Source organism: Paenibacillus flagellatus, assembly GCF_003217775.1.
In the GTDB taxonomy this organism is placed as follows: Bacteria; Bacillota; Bacilli; order Paenibacillales; family NBRC-103111; genus Paenibacillus_AB; species Paenibacillus_AB flagellatus.
On sequence record NZ_QJVJ01000009.1, the window covers coordinates 13,363 to 27,051 of the forward strand.

17 protein-coding genes and 1 tRNA gene are annotated in these 13,689 nt (G+C 53.4%); 16 read left to right on the plus strand and 2 right to left on the minus strand.

Annotation, left to right across the window (positions count from 1 at the left end; genetic code table 11):
- Positions 1–7: 7 nt before the first annotated feature.
- The 8 genes from mnmE (at position 8) to DLM86_RS19600 (ending at position 8,927) form a co-directional block, all read left to right on the plus strand.
- Positions 8–1,384, plus strand: a complete 1,377-nt coding sequence (gene mnmE / locus DLM86_RS19565) for a tRNA uridine-5-carboxymethylaminomethyl(34) synthesis GTPase MnmE (RefSeq protein ID WP_110842065.1) — start codon at positions 8–10, stop codon at positions 1,382–1,384.
- Between the two features lie 27 nt (positions 1,385–1,411).
- A complete protein-coding gene (gene mnmG, locus DLM86_RS19570) occupies positions 1,412–3,301 on the plus strand; it encodes a tRNA uridine-5-carboxymethylaminomethyl(34) synthesis enzyme MnmG (RefSeq protein ID WP_110841755.1) in 1,890 nt (629 codons plus the stop codon).
- Positions 3,302–3,306: 5 nt separating this feature from the next.
- Positions 3,307–4,029, plus strand: a complete 723-nt coding sequence (gene rsmG / locus DLM86_RS19575) for a 16S rRNA (guanine(527)-N(7))-methyltransferase RsmG (RefSeq protein ID WP_211326564.1) — start codon at positions 3,307–3,309, stop codon at positions 4,027–4,029.
- A 438-nt stretch (positions 4,030–4,467) separates the two neighbouring features.
- On the plus strand, positions 4,468–5,289 hold the full coding sequence (gene noc, locus DLM86_RS19580) for a nucleoid occlusion protein (protein WP_110841757.1): 822 nt from the start codon (positions 4,468–4,470) through the stop codon (positions 5,287–5,289).
- A gap of 205 nt (positions 5,290–5,494) precedes the next feature.
- A complete protein-coding gene (locus tag DLM86_RS19585) occupies positions 5,495–6,256 on the plus strand; it encodes a ParA family protein (protein WP_110841758.1) in 762 nt (253 codons plus the stop codon).
- Complete coding sequence (locus DLM86_RS19590; protein ID WP_110841759.1) at positions 6,249–7,103, plus strand: ParB/RepB/Spo0J family partition protein; 855 nt, start codon at positions 6,249–6,251, stop codon at positions 7,101–7,103. The genes DLM86_RS19585 and DLM86_RS19590 overlap by 8 nt, the downstream gene beginning before the upstream one ends.
- Positions 7,104–7,193: 90 nt before the next feature.
- Entirely contained in the window at positions 7,194–8,357 is a 1,164-nt protein-coding gene (locus tag DLM86_RS19595) for an aminotransferase class V-fold PLP-dependent enzyme (RefSeq protein ID WP_110841760.1), read from the plus strand.
- 69 nt (positions 8,358–8,426) lie between these two features.
- Positions 8,427–8,927, plus strand: coding sequence for a DUF4446 family protein (locus tag DLM86_RS19600; protein WP_110841761.1), 501 nt, complete (start codon positions 8,427–8,429; stop codon positions 8,925–8,927).
- Here DLM86_RS19600 and yyaC read toward each other — a convergent pair.
- Positions 8,896–9,507 carry a spore protease YyaC gene (yyaC, locus tag DLM86_RS19605; RefSeq protein ID WP_110841762.1) on the minus strand — a complete coding sequence of 204 codons (612 nt, stop codon included), beginning with the start codon at positions 9,505–9,507 and terminating at the stop codon, positions 8,896–8,898. The two genes, DLM86_RS19600 and yyaC, sit on opposite strands and share 32 nt — an antisense overlap.
- 131 nt (positions 9,508–9,638) lie before the next feature.
- Here yyaC and DLM86_RS19610 point away from each other — a divergent pair, with 131 nt between their 5' ends.
- From DLM86_RS19610 to DLM86_RS19625, 4 genes are all read left to right on the plus strand, one after another.
- Positions 9,639–9,890 (plus strand): putative Se/S carrier protein, encoded by a 252-nt coding sequence (locus tag DLM86_RS19610; RefSeq protein WP_110841763.1) that lies wholly within the window; start codon positions 9,639–9,641, stop codon positions 9,888–9,890.
- A gap of 18 nt (positions 9,891–9,908) precedes the next feature.
- Positions 9,909–10,772 carry a mechanosensitive ion channel family protein gene (locus tag DLM86_RS19615; RefSeq protein WP_110841764.1) on the plus strand — a complete coding sequence of 288 codons (864 nt, stop codon included), beginning with the start codon at positions 9,909–9,911 and terminating at the stop codon, positions 10,770–10,772.
- 39 nt (positions 10,773–10,811) lie between these two features.
- Entirely contained in the window at positions 10,812–11,027 is a 216-nt protein-coding gene (locus DLM86_RS19620; RefSeq protein WP_110841765.1) for a DUF951 domain-containing protein, read from the plus strand.
- 96 nt (positions 11,028–11,123) lie between these two features.
- A tRNA-Ser gene (locus DLM86_RS19625) sits at positions 11,124–11,211 on the plus strand.
- 203 nt (positions 11,212–11,414) lie between these two features.
- On the opposite strand, the gene DLM86_RS19630 is transcribed toward DLM86_RS19625, so the two are convergent.
- Positions 11,415–11,600 carry a YjzC family protein gene (locus DLM86_RS19630; protein ID WP_110841766.1) on the minus strand — a complete coding sequence of 62 codons (186 nt, stop codon included), beginning with the start codon at positions 11,598–11,600 and terminating at the stop codon, positions 11,415–11,417.
- A 250-nt stretch (positions 11,601–11,850) separates the two neighbouring features.
- Here DLM86_RS19630 and rpsF point away from each other — a divergent pair, with 250 nt between their 5' ends.
- From rpsF to DLM86_RS19650, 4 genes are all read left to right on the plus strand, one after another.
- Positions 11,851–12,135 carry a 30S ribosomal protein S6 gene (gene rpsF / locus DLM86_RS19635; RefSeq protein WP_110841767.1) on the plus strand — a complete coding sequence of 95 codons (285 nt, stop codon included), beginning with the start codon at positions 11,851–11,853 and terminating at the stop codon, positions 12,133–12,135.
- Between the two features lie 47 nt (positions 12,136–12,182).
- The gene (gene ssb / locus DLM86_RS19640; protein WP_110841768.1) at positions 12,183–12,674 is read left to right on the plus strand and encodes a single-stranded DNA-binding protein; all 492 of its coding nucleotides are present in this window, start codon (positions 12,183–12,185) and stop codon (positions 12,672–12,674) included.
- 21 nt (positions 12,675–12,695) lie between these two features.
- A complete protein-coding gene (rpsR, locus tag DLM86_RS19645; protein WP_110841769.1) occupies positions 12,696–12,971 on the plus strand; it encodes a 30S ribosomal protein S18 in 276 nt (91 codons plus the stop codon).
- 171 nt (positions 12,972–13,142) lie between these two features.
- Entirely contained in the window at positions 13,143–13,640 is a 498-nt protein-coding gene (locus DLM86_RS19650) for an RNA polymerase sigma factor (RefSeq protein WP_110841770.1), read from the plus strand.
- Positions 13,641–13,689 lie beyond the last annotated feature (49 nt).

A 13,689-nucleotide genomic window follows, 5' to 3' on the forward strand; every position in this document is an offset into this window, starting at 1 on the left:
GAACAACATGATGACGGATACGATCGCGGCGATCTCGACCCCGGCGGGGGAAGGGGGCATCGCCGTTATCCGGATAAGCGGACCGGACTCGGTCGGCATCGCGGATCGCATATTCTCTTATAAAGGAAAGCTGAGTGACGAGCCGACGCATACGGTTCATTACGGCCATATTACGCATCCTTCGACCGGCGAGCGGATCGAGGAAGTGCTGGTCACCGTCATGCTTGCGCCTCGATCATTTACGACGGAGGACGTCGTCGAGATCAGCTGCCACGGCGGAATCATTTCGGTCAAGAAAGTGCTCGATCTCGTGTTGGAGCAGGGAATACGTTTAGCCGAACCCGGAGAGTTTACGAAGCGGGCCTTCCTGAACGGCCGGATCGATCTGGCGCAGGCGGAAGCGGTCATCGATTTGATCCGCGCCAAATCGGACCGTGCGTTCAAAATCGCGCTGAAGCAGGTGGAAGGCTCGCTGTCCAAGCAGGTGAAGCAGCTCCGTCACCGGCTCGTCGAGCTGATGGCGCATATCGAGGTCAACATCGATTATCCCGAGCACGACGTCGAGGAGCTGACGAACGCGTATATCCGGGACAAATGCTCGGCCGCGATCGACGAGCTGGAGAAGCTGCTCGTAACGGCGGAGCAGGGGAAAATTTTGCGGGAAGGCATCGTCACGGCGATCGTGGGACGGCCGAACGTCGGGAAATCGTCGCTGCTGAATGCGCTCGCCCAGGATAACAAGGCGATCGTCACCGATATTCCCGGCACGACGCGCGACGTGATCGAGGAGTACGTCAACTTGAACGGAATTCCGCTCAAGCTGCTCGATACGGCCGGACTGCGCGAGACGGAGGACGTCGTGGAGCGGATCGGGGTCGAACGGTCAAGGACGGCGTTGACCGACGCCGATCTGATCGTGCTCGTACTGAATTGGAACGAGCCTCTTCACGAGGACGAGAAAAGGCTGATCGAGGACGTGCGGGACCGGCAAACGGTCGTCGTGCTGAACAAAACCGATCTGCCGCAGCGGACGGACGTTTCATATATCGAACGGCGTTTTCCCGCGGAGCGTATCGTTCGCATGTCGGTCAAGGAGCAGGAAGGGATCGAGACGCTCGGCAGAGCGATCGGCGAGCTGTTCTTCGGCGGGCAGCTGGAGACGAACGATATGACGTACGTGAGCAATGTGCGGCATATTCATTTGTTGAAGAGGGCGAAAAGCGCTCTCGAGGAAGCGTACCGGGCGGCGGATGAACGGGTGCCGATCGATATGATCCAGATCGATATCCGCTCCTCTTGGGAGCATCTCGGCGAGCTGGTCGGGGATGCGGTGGGCGAATCGCTCATCGATCAAATCTTTTCGCAATTTTGTCTTGGTAAATAAACGAAAGATGCAAAGGAGGGTTACTCTATGAGTTATGAGGCGGGACGATTCGAAGTCATCGTCATCGGGGCCGGCCACGCCGGTTGCGAGGCGGCTTTGGCGGCGGCGCGCATGGGCTGCGAAACGCTGCTGCTTACGATCAATCTTGACATGGTCGCATTCATGCCGTGCAATCCTTCGATCGGCGGGCCGGCGAAAGGTCATGTCGTCCGCGAGATCGACGCGCTTGGCGGGGAGATGGGGCGCAACATCGACAAAACGTTCATTCAGCTGCGGATGCTGAATACGGGGAAAGGTCCGGCCGTTCACGCGCTGCGGGCGCAGGCGGACAAATTTTTGTACCAGCATACGATGAAGGAAACGATTGAACGCCAAGAGAAGCTGACGCTGCGGCAAGGGATGGTCGAGGAGCTAATCGTCGAAGACGGAGCCTGTACGGGTGTCGTGACGAAGACAGGGGCGAGATATTACGGCAAGGCGATCGTCCTGACGACGGGCACCTACTTGCGCGGAAAAGTGATTATGGGCGATCTCATGTACGAGAGCGGACCGAACAACCAGCAGCCGTCGGTGAAGCTGTCGGAAAACTTGAAGGAGCTCGGCTTCGACCTTGTTCGCTTCAAGACGGGGACGCCGCCGCGCGTGCAGAAGGAAACGATCGATTTCTCGAAGATGGAGATCCAGCCCGGCGACGAGCAGCCGAAATATTTCTCGTACGAAACGGAGCCGTTCGCCCGGGAGCAGTTGCCTTGCTGGTTGACCTATACGTCGGCCGATACGCACGAGATCATCAACAACAATTTGCACCGGGCACCGATGTTCTCGGGGGCGATTGAGGGGACCGGTCCGCGATATTGCCCATCGATCGAGGATAAAATCGTGCGGTTCAGCGATAAACCGAAGCATCAAATTTTTTTGGAGCCGGAAGGACGGCACACGTCGGAGTATTACGTGCAAGGACTGTCGACGAGTATGCCGGAGGAAGTGCAGCTCGAGATTTTGCGTTCCATTCCTGGTCTGGAAAACGTGAAAATGATGCGCACCGGCTATGCGATCGAATACGATGCGGTCGTACCGACGCAGCTGTGGCCGTCGCTGGAGACGAAGCGAATTTCCGGGTTATTTACCGCTGGTCAAATAAATGGAACGTCCGGGTACGAGGAAGCGGCGGGACAAGGCATTATGGCTGGTATTAACGCCGCACGAAAAGTGCAGGGCAAAGAGCCGGTCGTGCTCGATCGCTCGCAGGCGTACATCGGCGTCTTGATCGACGACTTGGTGACGAAAGGGACGAGCGAGCCTTACCGTTTGCTCACATCGCGTGCGGAATATCGGTTGCTGCTGCGCCACGATAACGCGGATTTGCGTCTGACGCCTACCGGATATGAAATCGGGTTGATCTCCGAGCAGCGATACGAGAAGTTTCTTCATAAGAAATCGACGGTCGCTTTGGAAATCGACCGATTGAAGACGACGAAGGTTCGACCGGAGCCGCATGTGCAGCAGATGCTGACTGATGCGGGAACGGTTCCGCTCAACAATGCGGTCGATCTGATCACGCTGCTTCGCCGGCCGGAAATTACGTATGCCCATCTGGAGCAGCTGTCCCCCTCGCCGTTCGAGCTGAATGACGAGATGAAGGAGCAGGTGGAAATTCAGATCAAGTACGAGGGCTATATCGAAAAGCAGCTGCTGCATGTCGAGCGGTTAAGCAAGATGGAGAAGAAGAAGCTGCCGGAAGATTTGAATTACGCCGACATTCACGGTATCGCAAATGAGGCGAAGCAGAAGCTGGCGCAAATTCGTCCGCTTTCGATCGGGCAAGCTTCCCGCATATCGGGCGTTACGCCGGCGGACATTTCGATTCTTCTCGTTTACTTGGAGCAATACAACAAAACGGCGGCGGCAAGAGGTTGAAGATGTTGGATCCCGTACAAGTTCGGTTTTCGGAATTGCTTGCGGAACGGAATATGTCGATTACGGATACGCAATGGAGTCAGTTCGAGACGTATTACCGCGAGCTTGTCGAGTGGAACGAGAAAATGAATTTGACCGGCATTACGGAGAGGGAGCAAGTCTATATCAAGCATTTCTACGATTCGCTTTCTCTCTCTTTTTTTGTGCCCGTATCGGGTGTAGAGACGTTGGCGGATATTGGCTCCGGCGCGGGCTTTCCGAGCATTCCGCTTAAAATCATGTTTCCTCACTTGCGGGTAACGATTATCGATTCTTTGAACAAACGAATTCAGTTTTTGAATCATCTCGTCCAAGCTCTCGGGTTGGTCGATGTGCAATGCATGCACGGCCGCGCGGAGGACGAAGCACGCAAGCCGGAGCTTCGAGACGCCTTCGATCTCGTGACGGCGAGAGCGGTAGCGAAACTAAACGTATTGAACGAGTTTTGCCTTCCGTTCGCGAAGCCCGGCGGACTGTTCGTCGCAATGAAAGGTTCGGATCCCGAGGGAGAAGTAACGGAGGCGGCGTTCAGCTTGAAGGAGCTGCGCGGAGAAGTGAAGGTGACGCATCGATTTGAGCTTCCGTTCGAGCAATCCGAGCGGCATCTGATTGTTATACGGAAAGCATCTCCGACACCCAAAAAATATCCGCGCAAAGCGGGGACGCCGTTGAAGCAGCCGCTGATGTAACTCGGCGGCTGTTTTTTAAGTCATGTGTAAAATGTTCCACGTGAAACATTTCCAAATAGTTTCGGGCGCTCAGGCAGGAAAACTGCTGTTTTTGGAGAATTAGTAAGTATGGGGTCGAATGCTACATAACCGGCACGAAAACAAAGGTTTTTCGACATCGACAGTACGTTCAAGCGTTACTTATGAAAGCTGTCCAAGTATTTTTTGGGGGACGAAAACGCCCGTTTTTAGATTTTTCATTGATCCAAGATAAGCAAGCCATGTTTGAATCCCATTCGATCTCTTTAATGTTGACGGGGGCCACTGTCCAACGAAACGCAGGACAAGGCGCTTTTCTCGCTTGGAAGTACGGACAATGATGAAGCTTCTCGATCTGACGGTGAATCCTGATCGGCAATGATTCATCGCATGGAAAGGAATCGGGTGATTGTTTGCCATATGAAAGAACAAATCTCCAAACTATTCGGATTTTCGGAGCGGACCAACCAAGAAGAAGTGAAAAACATTCCTGTGAACGAAATCGTTCCGAGTCCCTATCAACCGAGGACTATTTTCGATGATGAGCGGATCGACGAGCTGTGCCAAACGATTAAAACTCACGGGGTCATTCAACCGATCGTCGTTCGGATTCGTAATCAAAAATTCGAAATTATTGCAGGGGAACGCAGGTGGCGCGCGGTTAAAAAGCTCGGGCTCGATACCGTGCCCGCCATCGTTCGGGAGTTCAACGACGCCCAAGCGGCTTCGATCGCGCTGATTGAAAACCTGCAGCGCGAAGGGCTTACTGCAATCGAAGAAGCGGTCGCTTATCAGCAGCTGATGGAGATTCATGAACTGACGCAGGAAAGCTTGGCGCAGCGTCTGGGGAAAAGTCAATCGACCATCGCCAACAAAATCCGTTTGCTTCAGCTAAGCGAGCCCGTGAAGCAGGCGCTGCTGGAACGCAAAGTGACGGAACGACACGCCCGTGCGCTTCTCGCGCTCGACAACGAAGAATTGCAGCTTAAAGTACTGGACGAAATTATATCGAAAGAGTTGAACGTGAAGCAGACGGAGGCACGCGTTCAATATTATAAGGAAGCGGCGGCGATCAAGAAAAGCAAGCGGATCTCGTTCTCGAAAGATATTCGACTTGCGTTGAATACGATCCGTCAATCGGTCGAGATGGTGGCCGGTTCCGGATTGCAAATCAAAACCGACGAAAAAGATCACGAAGACCATTATGAGTTTATTATTCGTATTCCGAAGCGTCCTTCTTAACCGATTATCGAATCATCGTTGATGAATAATAACTTCGACTATTCGGCTCCCTTCGTTGGAGCTTTTCTTTTCGCATTTTATTCTTTTTATGCGCTACTGGGCATGGTATGATGGTAGAGCGCACTTTGCTAGATTCAATGAGGCGGATCACGTTGGCATGCTGATGCGGCATGCCTTGGAGCAATTTTGATTGAGGTGAACTCTTTTGGCAAAAACGATAGCGATAACGAACCAGAAGGGCGGAGTCGGCAAGACGACGACTTCGGTTAATCTGGGCGCCTGTTTGGCCACGTTGGGGAAAAAGGTGCTGCTGGTCGATATCGATCCGCAGGGCAATACGACAAGCGGGATCGGAATCAATAAGGCGGACGTCATGTATTGCATATACGATGTCATTATTAACGATGTTCATCCGAAAGAGGCGACGGTCGACACGGCCATACCGAATTTGAAGGTTATCCCGGCCACCATTCAATTGGCCGGGGCGGAAATTGAGCTCGTGCCGACGATATCGCGTGAAGTCCGGTTGAAAAAATCGTTGCAGCTGGTTAAGCATATGTACGATTATATTTTGATCGATTGCCCTCCGTCGCTTGGGATATTGACGGTCAATTCGTTGACGGCGGCGGATTCGGTCATTATTCCGATTCAATGCGAATATTACGCTTTGGAAGGATTGAGCCAGCTGTTGAACACGGTCAGGCTGGTGCAGAAGCATTTGAATACTAGCCTTCAGATCGAAGGCGTGCTGCTCACGATGTTCGATGCGCGTACGAATCTCGGTATTCAAGTTATCGAGGAAGTGAAGAAGTATTTTCAGCAAAAAGTGTACCAAACGATTATTCCGCGAAACGTACGTTTGGGCGAGGCGCCCAGCCACGGGCAATCGATCATAACGTACGATCCTCGATCCAAAGGTGCGGAAGTATACATGGAATTGGCGAAGGAAGTGGTTTCCTATGAGTAAACGTCTCGGCAAAGGACTCGACGCTTTGATTCCATCGTTGAATGTAAGCGAAGACGATAAAGTCATTGAAATTCCTTTGAAGGAGCTTCGTCCGAATCCGTATCAGCCGCGAAAAACGTTCAACGAGGATTCGATCGGTGAGCTGGCGCAGTCGATCAAGGAGCATGGCGTTATCCAGCCGATTATCGTAAGAAGCGTCTTGAGAGGCTTCGAAATCATTGCAGGGGAAAGACGATTCCGTGCTTCCCAGCAATGCGGACTGGAGAAAATTCCGGCGGTCGTGCGAAAGTTTACGGATCAGCAGGTGATGGAAATCGCACTGATCGAGAACGTCCAGCGTGAAGATCTGAACGCGATTGAAATCGCAAACGCGTATCAAGCGCTGGTCGATCAATTTCAGTTTACGCAGGAAGAGCTATCCGTGAAGGTTGGGAAAAGTCGGTCGCACATCGCAAACTTTTTGCGCCTGCTTCAGCTGCCCGAAGATGTGAAGCAACATGTTTCACGTGGAACATTATCGATGGGGCATGCACGGGCGATCGTCGGAGTGAAGGACGATAAGGTAAAAAAAGAATTGGCCAACTTGACGGTGAAAAACGAGTGGAGCGTACGCTACCTGGAGGATTATATCAAGGAGCTTGAGGAAGCGAAGCAGCCGCAAAAAAACAAGCCGAAAGACAAACGCAAAGATCCTTATATCGACCAAGTGGAAGAGACGCTGCGCGATCGATATCGGACGACGGTGAAGATCAAGCATCAAAACGATAAAGGGAAAATCGAATTGCTGTATTATTCGAAGGATGATTTGGAACGGTTGTTGGAGCTACTGCAGGGGAAAATAAGTTAAGAGCGCCAAAGAGACAGCATACCAAAGCTCATTGCCCGCCCAACGGACTATGACGATGGTATGCTTTTTCGTAAAAGGAGTGTGCGTCCGATGACGATCAAATATTTCGACAACGCCGCCTCGTCATGGCCGAAGCCGCCGCAAGTATTGGACGCGATGACGGAGAGCATACGGGAAGCGGCGGCCAATCCGGGAAGAGGCAGCCATCAGATGGCCGTCAAGGCGAGCCGCATTTTGTTCGAAGCGAGACACGAGGTGGCGAGATTGATCGGAGTGAAAAATCCGAACGACATCTCGTTCGCCCTGAATACGACGATGGCGCTTAACCAGGCAATCAAAGGTTTTGTCCGTGAAGGCGATCACGTCATTTGCACGAATGTGGAGCACAATTCGGTGCGGCGTCCGCTGGAATATTTGAAACAGGTAAAAGGCGTTCATGTGACTTATATTGAGGCGGATGCGGAAGGGAATATCGAATTAAAGAACGTAGAGGGTGCGATTCAAGCGAATACGACCTTGATCGTGGCGAACCACAGCTCCAATCTGCTGGGCACGATATTACCCGTAGCGGATATAGCGGACATTGCCCGGCGAAGAGGGGTTAAGCTGCTTGTCGACGGCGCGCAAACGGCGGGTATTGTGCCGATCGACGTTCAAGGAATGGGGATCGATATGTTCGCATTTCCGGGGCATAAAGGTTTGCTAGGTCCCCAAGGCACGGGAGGGCTGTACATACATCCCGACTTGGTATTGGAGCCGCTGCTTCATGGAGGGACGGGAAGTCAGTCGGAGTCGATCGAGCAGCCCAACGTTCGTCCGGATCGATACGAGGCCGGCACGCAAAATTCCGTAGGCATCGCAGGGTTAAAGGAGGGTGTCAAATTTATACGGAATGAAGGGGTCGAAGCGATCCATACTAAGGAATGGCGGCAAATCCAAACGCTGATGGAAGGGCTTCGCGCCATTGAGGGCGTAAAGCTGCTCGGCCCGAAGCTGGGAGAAGAGAAGACGGGGATAGCGGCTTTCGTGCTGGACGGGGTCGATTCGTCGGAGGTCGCTTTTATTCTCGATCAAAGCTTTCAAATCGCGGTAAGAGCCGGTTACCATTGTACACCGCTCGCCCATCAGTCCGCCGGGACGTTGGAGACGGGAGCGGTACGGGCAAGCATCGGCTATTTCACGACCGATTCGGAAATCGACGATTTCATAGAAGCGATTCGGGAAATTACGAAGCATTATCGGAATATGGCGTAAGAGATAGCGTGTGGAGAGAAGGGGAGAAGGAGCCCCACCGATCGAAAAAAGAGAAAGAAGGAAGATCGCATGAACGAATGGCTGGATTCGTTGCAACCGTCCTTATTGCTTGCGCTCGTTCTAGTCGTGCTGGCCATTTTGTTGGCGCTCGTCCTCGTTTTATGGGTGAAGCTGTCCAAGCTCCGGAAATTGTATAAAAGCATGATGCAAAGCGTCAACGTGCCCGATTTGGAGCAGCTCTTGATCGATCATCAGCAAAGGCTGGAGCGGCTGTCGGACGGATTCGGACAGCTGAACGGACGTGTCGGCGCGATCGAATCGAACATGAAGTCGATGCAATCGAGAGTGGGGATGATCCGGTATAACGCATTCGGCGATAGAGGGTCCGATCTCAGTTTCTCGATCGCCATTTTGAGCGAAACGCAGGACGGCCTCGTGCTGACCGGTATCCACAGCCGGGACGATACGTATTTGTACGCAAAGCCGATTACGGCCGGCCAATCCCAATATGCGCTCACCCCCGAAGAAAAAGAAGCGATCAATCGATGTTTGGGACCGGCAGCGAAGTGATCCGTCGAGCGAGCATAAGAGCACGGAACAAGGAACGGGAAATGATTTCGGACATTTTCATCACGACGCTGAGCCTCGTATTTTGCAGGACGAAATATTCCATGAACCCGCCGACGTTGACGATCCCCGTCACATGCATATCGCCTAATGCCGGCAGCTCCTTTTGCACGCCGGCTCCGGGTTTTACGGGGCCGTCTGCGACGGTAATGCAGCCGACGCTGGATACTTGTCCAAGGCAGGCGTCGAGCGCGACGATGTAAGGGGAGTCGTACAGACGTTCAATCTCCGAGACCGTCTCGGCCAAATTCATCGCATGAACCGGGTCGTCCAGCGTGCCGAACAGATGAAGGCCGCTGTAATGATGCTTTTTCAAATGAGAGCCGATCAACGGACCCAGAGAATCCCCGGTCGACCGATCCGTGCCGATACATACGAAGACGATTTGTTGATGGGCAGGAACTTGGATAAAATAGTGGTACAACCGCTGGGTCAACGAATCGACGACGTCTGGATCGTTGTAGTTGAACCGGTACGAGGCGGGATCGGTTTTATTGCCGAGAAATCCGAGCGAGAATTTCATGGTCGTTCCTCCCTTGATCGTAAGGCTTGCAATTTTTACTAGTATACGAAAAAGAGAGCTTGTTTATACGTCGCATTAAGAGAGAAACGGGACAACATTTTCGGATAGACGACGGGCGGGAGAGAGGACCAATGGAAACGTTGCTGATCGCATTCGATTCGACCCAGCAAGCACTGCGAACAGAGATGCTGCTCGAATACGCGGACATCGAAATCGATATCCGTCCGACGCCGAAAGAGATTACGGCCGGCTGCGCGCTGTCGATCGATTTTCCGGGGGATGAGCTGGAAACGGTTCGTAAAATCATTAAGGATGAGCAGGTAGAAGTTCGCGGAATTTTCAGACAAATCGGCGGCAAATACGAGCCGCTGCCATGGGAGTAGAAACGGGAGGTACGACAGATGGAAACGAAGGCGCTGGCCTTGCTCATGGATATAAGCACATGGACCGACTTCAAGCAAAAAACATGGAATTATATCGTCGATCCGGCCAACTGGACGGTATGGCTCATCATCGCCGTAAAAGTACTCATTATCTACATTGGCGGACGTATCGCCAACGCGATTACGCGGCGTGCCGTATCGCATATGGTACAGGAGAGAGAGAAAAGTCCGCTCAAGTTCGATCAACGCCGGACGAAAACGATCGGCAGGCTTGTCGGCAACTTGATTTCGTACACGATCAATTTCTTTGTCATCATTTTGGTCCTGTCGCAGTTCGGATTCAATTTGGCGCCGATTTTGGCAGGGGCCGGCGTATTGGGTCTCGCGATCGGTTTCGGTGCTCAAAGCTTGGTGAAGGATGTTATAACCGGATTTTTCATTATTTTTGAAGACCAGTTTGCCGTGGGGGATGTCGTCCAAACCGGCAATTTCAAGGGAACGGTTGAGGAAATCGGCATTCGGGTCACCCGCATTCGCAGCTGGACCGGCGAAATTCACATTATTCCGAACGGGCTCATCACGCAGGTGACCAATTTCTCGACGCACAATTCGCTGGCGGTCGTCGATGTGACGGTCGCTTATGAGGCCGATCTGGCGAAAGCGCTGGCGGTGACGAAGGAAACGGTTCACCGGGTGTACGAGAGCTGCGACGCGATCGTGAAGGAGCCCAGCGTGCTCGGCGTACAGGCCGTTACGAGCGCGGAGGTCACGATCCGGGTAACGGCGGAATGTCGTCCCAACGGTCAGGGGGAAGCGATGCGGGTGCTCAATCTGGAGCTGATGCAGGCGCTGAACGAGCATGGGTTGAAGAAGATCGGATAAGGGACCGAGACGAAAGGGAGTAGAACGGAGGGGAAACCGGTGGAGAAAAAGCAGTTCGAGCTCGGCGACGTTGTACAGATGAAGAAGCCGCATCCGTGCGGCACGAACGAATGGGAGATTATTCGGATGGGAATGGACATCCGGATCAAGTGCGTCCACTGCAAGCATAGCGTGCTCATCCCGCGAGCCGAGTTCGAGAAGAAGATGAAAAAGGTGCTCCGCTCGGCTGCGAAGGACGAGCCGGAAGCGACATAATTTGGTTCAAAACGTTGTGGGGAAAAGGGGTTGCATTCCCTCGAAAGGGGTGCTATAATACCTCTTGTCCCCATTTTTATGGGACATGGCCGATGTGGAAAGGTACCCAAGAGGCCCAAGGGGGCTGACTCGAAATCAGCTAGGCGTCGCAAGGCGTGCGTGGGTTCGAATCCCACCCTTTCCGTACCTCATACCCTTAACAAGGGAAAGACGAATACGCGTGAAGACGCGTATTTTTTTATTGGACCGAACATTGCGGCGGGGTAGGGGAAGGGAGCGGCAAGCTCCCTTTTTACATCATGGGCGAAATGGAACGCTTCTATCAAGAAGAGCAACGAAGCGTCTGACGGCCTCCTAAGCGGGTAGAAGGCGTCCACGGGTACAGGGTTAGCCGTTGCCCTTCTTCGTCCATTTCCGGTCCTTATTCGTCGTCTCCGGAAATTTCTCGCCTTGCTCCAAATGAACTTGCTTCGGATTCGTAATGCCCATATGGAAGTCGTTCTCGCCGATTTCGATATAAGTCCCGCTGTTCGGCGCTCTCATGCCGGGCTTGAACTCGGTTTGCTCTCCCATGTCGTTCACCTCCGGTCGGGTTCGGAATATGGATGCTGCACCAATTAGGGTGCGAATCCCGGGGGGAAAACATGCCGGAGGGCGGCGCCCATTTTTTGCATGGGACTTCCGTGCGGTGACCGCCTCGATTCGACTTGTATTGTCGGAATGATTTTGATATAGTTGTAAGGTGCGAGTTTTGACAGCAAAGCCCGCTCCTTGCTTCCGGACGATCCGGAAGCCGCTTTAGTCCAAAAGGAGGTGAATATCCATGCGCAAATACGAAGTGATGTACATCATTCGCTCGGACATCGAGCAAGAAGCCGTTCAAGCGACGATCGAGAAATTCCAAGGCATCATCAACAACGGTGGCGAGATTACGAAGCACGACGTAATGGGCAAGCGCCGTCTTGCGTATGAGATCAACAAGTTCCGTGACGGAATCTATGTGTTGGTTAACTTCAACGCTACGAACGAAGTCATCGCTGAGCTTGACCGCGTAATGAAGATTTCGGACGAAATCATTCGTTACCTGATCGTCAAAGACGTAGCTTAATCCATCGCAGCAGCAGTAGTCGATCGATCGTTAGGGAGGGGTTTCGATTGTTGAACCGTGTTATTCTGATCGGCAGGCTGACGCGCGATCCGGAGCTGCGGTATACGCCGTCCGGCGTAGCCGTTACGCAGTTCACGATTGCGGTAGACCGGCCGTTCTCGAACCAGCAAAACCAGCGCGAAGCCGACTTTATTCCGGTCGTCACCTGGCGCCAATTGGCGGAGACGTGCGCGAATTACTTGCGCAAGGGCCGATTGACCGCGGTGGAAGGCCGTATTCAAGTTCGCAACTACGACAACAACGAGGGCAAGCGGGTATACGTGACCGAAGTTGTGGCCGATAACGTGCGGTTCTTGGAGTCGCCGAACAGCGCGGCGAACCGCGAGGAGTCGGGTGGAAGCGGCGGCGGCACTGGCGGCGGGGGTTACGGCGGCGGTGGCGGCGGAAACCGCTACGGCGGCGGTGCACGGGACAATCAGGATCCGTTCTCGGACGACGGAAAACCCATCGATATTTCCGATGATGATTTGCCATTCTAGGCAGAAAGGAATGAATCTCGCATGAACAACAGACGTGAGGGCGGAGAAGAGCGCAGCGAACGCAAGTTCTCGAAAAAAGGCGGCCGCAACAAACGCCGCAAAGTGTGCTACTTCACGGTTAATAAAATTACTCACATTGACTATAAAGACATCGAGACGCTGAAGAAGTTCATCAGCGAGCGCGGCAAAATTTTGCCTCGCCGCGTGACCGGAACTTCCGCGAAATACCAGCGGATGCTGACGATCGCCATCAAGCGGTCGCGTCAAATCGCATTGCTGCCGTATACGACGGAGTAATCCTCGAGATCGGTGTTGGAGAGACAGAGCCCTGGCGCTCTGTCTTTTCGTTTTTAAGGAAATGGGCACCGGTTTTTAAGAGAAAGTTAAGAATTCCGCTCCTTTCTCCTTAAGGTTTGGCAGGTACAATGATACCCGTAAGCCAAAAAGAGAGTGGAGAGGCTGACGGCTATGGTATCGAACGAAGAATACACGTTTCAAAACGTCTATCATAATTATCAAATTCCGTTGCAACGCTATTTGATGCTCCGGACGGGCAACGAGAACGACGCCGCCGATATCGCGCAGGAAGCGTTTATCCGGCTGTACGAGAAGCAGGTCAAGCCGGAAACGGCGAAGGCGTGGCTGTTCAAGACCGGCTACCACCTGTTCGTTGACCAGTGGAGGAAGAAGCGGAGGGCGCTTCACGTCCCGCTGGAGTCGATTCCGGACATGCCGATGACGGGCCCGTCGCCGGAAGGTCTCGCTCTGGGAGCGGAGCTGCGGACGGAAATCCGCGAGGCGCTCGGCGAGCTGAAGCCGCGGGATCGCCAGGTGCTGCTCATGCTGGCGCAGCGGGGGCTATCGTACCGGGAAATCGCGGAGCATATCGGCTGTTCCGAAAACGCGGTCAAGACGCTCGTGCACCGCGCCCGCAAACGGATGCGGGAGCTGCTGGAGGCGCAATAACCGAGTGAGGCGATATGAGGAAAGGCCACCCGTCGGGTGGCCTTTTCGG

Coding starts and splice junctions, on each gene's coding strand:
- mnmE (WP_110842065.1), top strand. CDS start 8: ATGATGACGGATACGATCGCGGCGATCTCGACCCCGGCGGGGGAAGGG.
- mnmG (WP_110841755.1), top strand. CDS start 1,412: ATGAGTTATGAGGCGGGACGATTCGAAGTCATCGTCATCGGGGCCGGC.
- noc (WP_110841757.1), top strand. CDS start 4,468: ATGAAAGAACAAATCTCCAAACTATTCGGATTTTCGGAGCGGACCAAC.
- DLM86_RS19590 (WP_110841759.1), top strand. CDS start 6,249: ATGAGTAAACGTCTCGGCAAAGGACTCGACGCTTTGATTCCATCGTTG.
- DLM86_RS19595 (WP_110841760.1), top strand. CDS start 7,194: ATGACGATCAAATATTTCGACAACGCCGCCTCGTCATGGCCGAAGCCG.
- DLM86_RS19600 (WP_110841761.1), top strand. CDS start 8,427: ATGAACGAATGGCTGGATTCGTTGCAACCGTCCTTATTGCTTGCGCTC.
- yyaC (WP_110841762.1), bottom strand. CDS start 9,507: ATGAAATTCTCGCTCGGATTTCTCGGCAATAAAACCGATCCCGCCTCG.
- DLM86_RS19610 (WP_110841763.1), top strand. CDS start 9,639: ATGGAAACGTTGCTGATCGCATTCGATTCGACCCAGCAAGCACTGCGA.
- DLM86_RS19615 (WP_110841764.1), top strand. CDS start 9,909: ATGGAAACGAAGGCGCTGGCCTTGCTCATGGATATAAGCACATGGACC.
- DLM86_RS19630 (WP_110841766.1), bottom strand. CDS start 11,600: ATGGGAGAGCAAACCGAGTTCAAGCCCGGCATGAGAGCGCCGAACAGC.
- rpsF (WP_110841767.1), top strand. CDS start 11,851: ATGCGCAAATACGAAGTGATGTACATCATTCGCTCGGACATCGAGCAA.
- rpsR (WP_110841769.1), top strand. CDS start 12,696: ATGAACAACAGACGTGAGGGCGGAGAAGAGCGCAGCGAACGCAAGTTC.
- DLM86_RS19650 (WP_110841770.1), top strand. CDS start 13,143: ATGGTATCGAACGAAGAATACACGTTTCAAAACGTCTATCATAATTAT.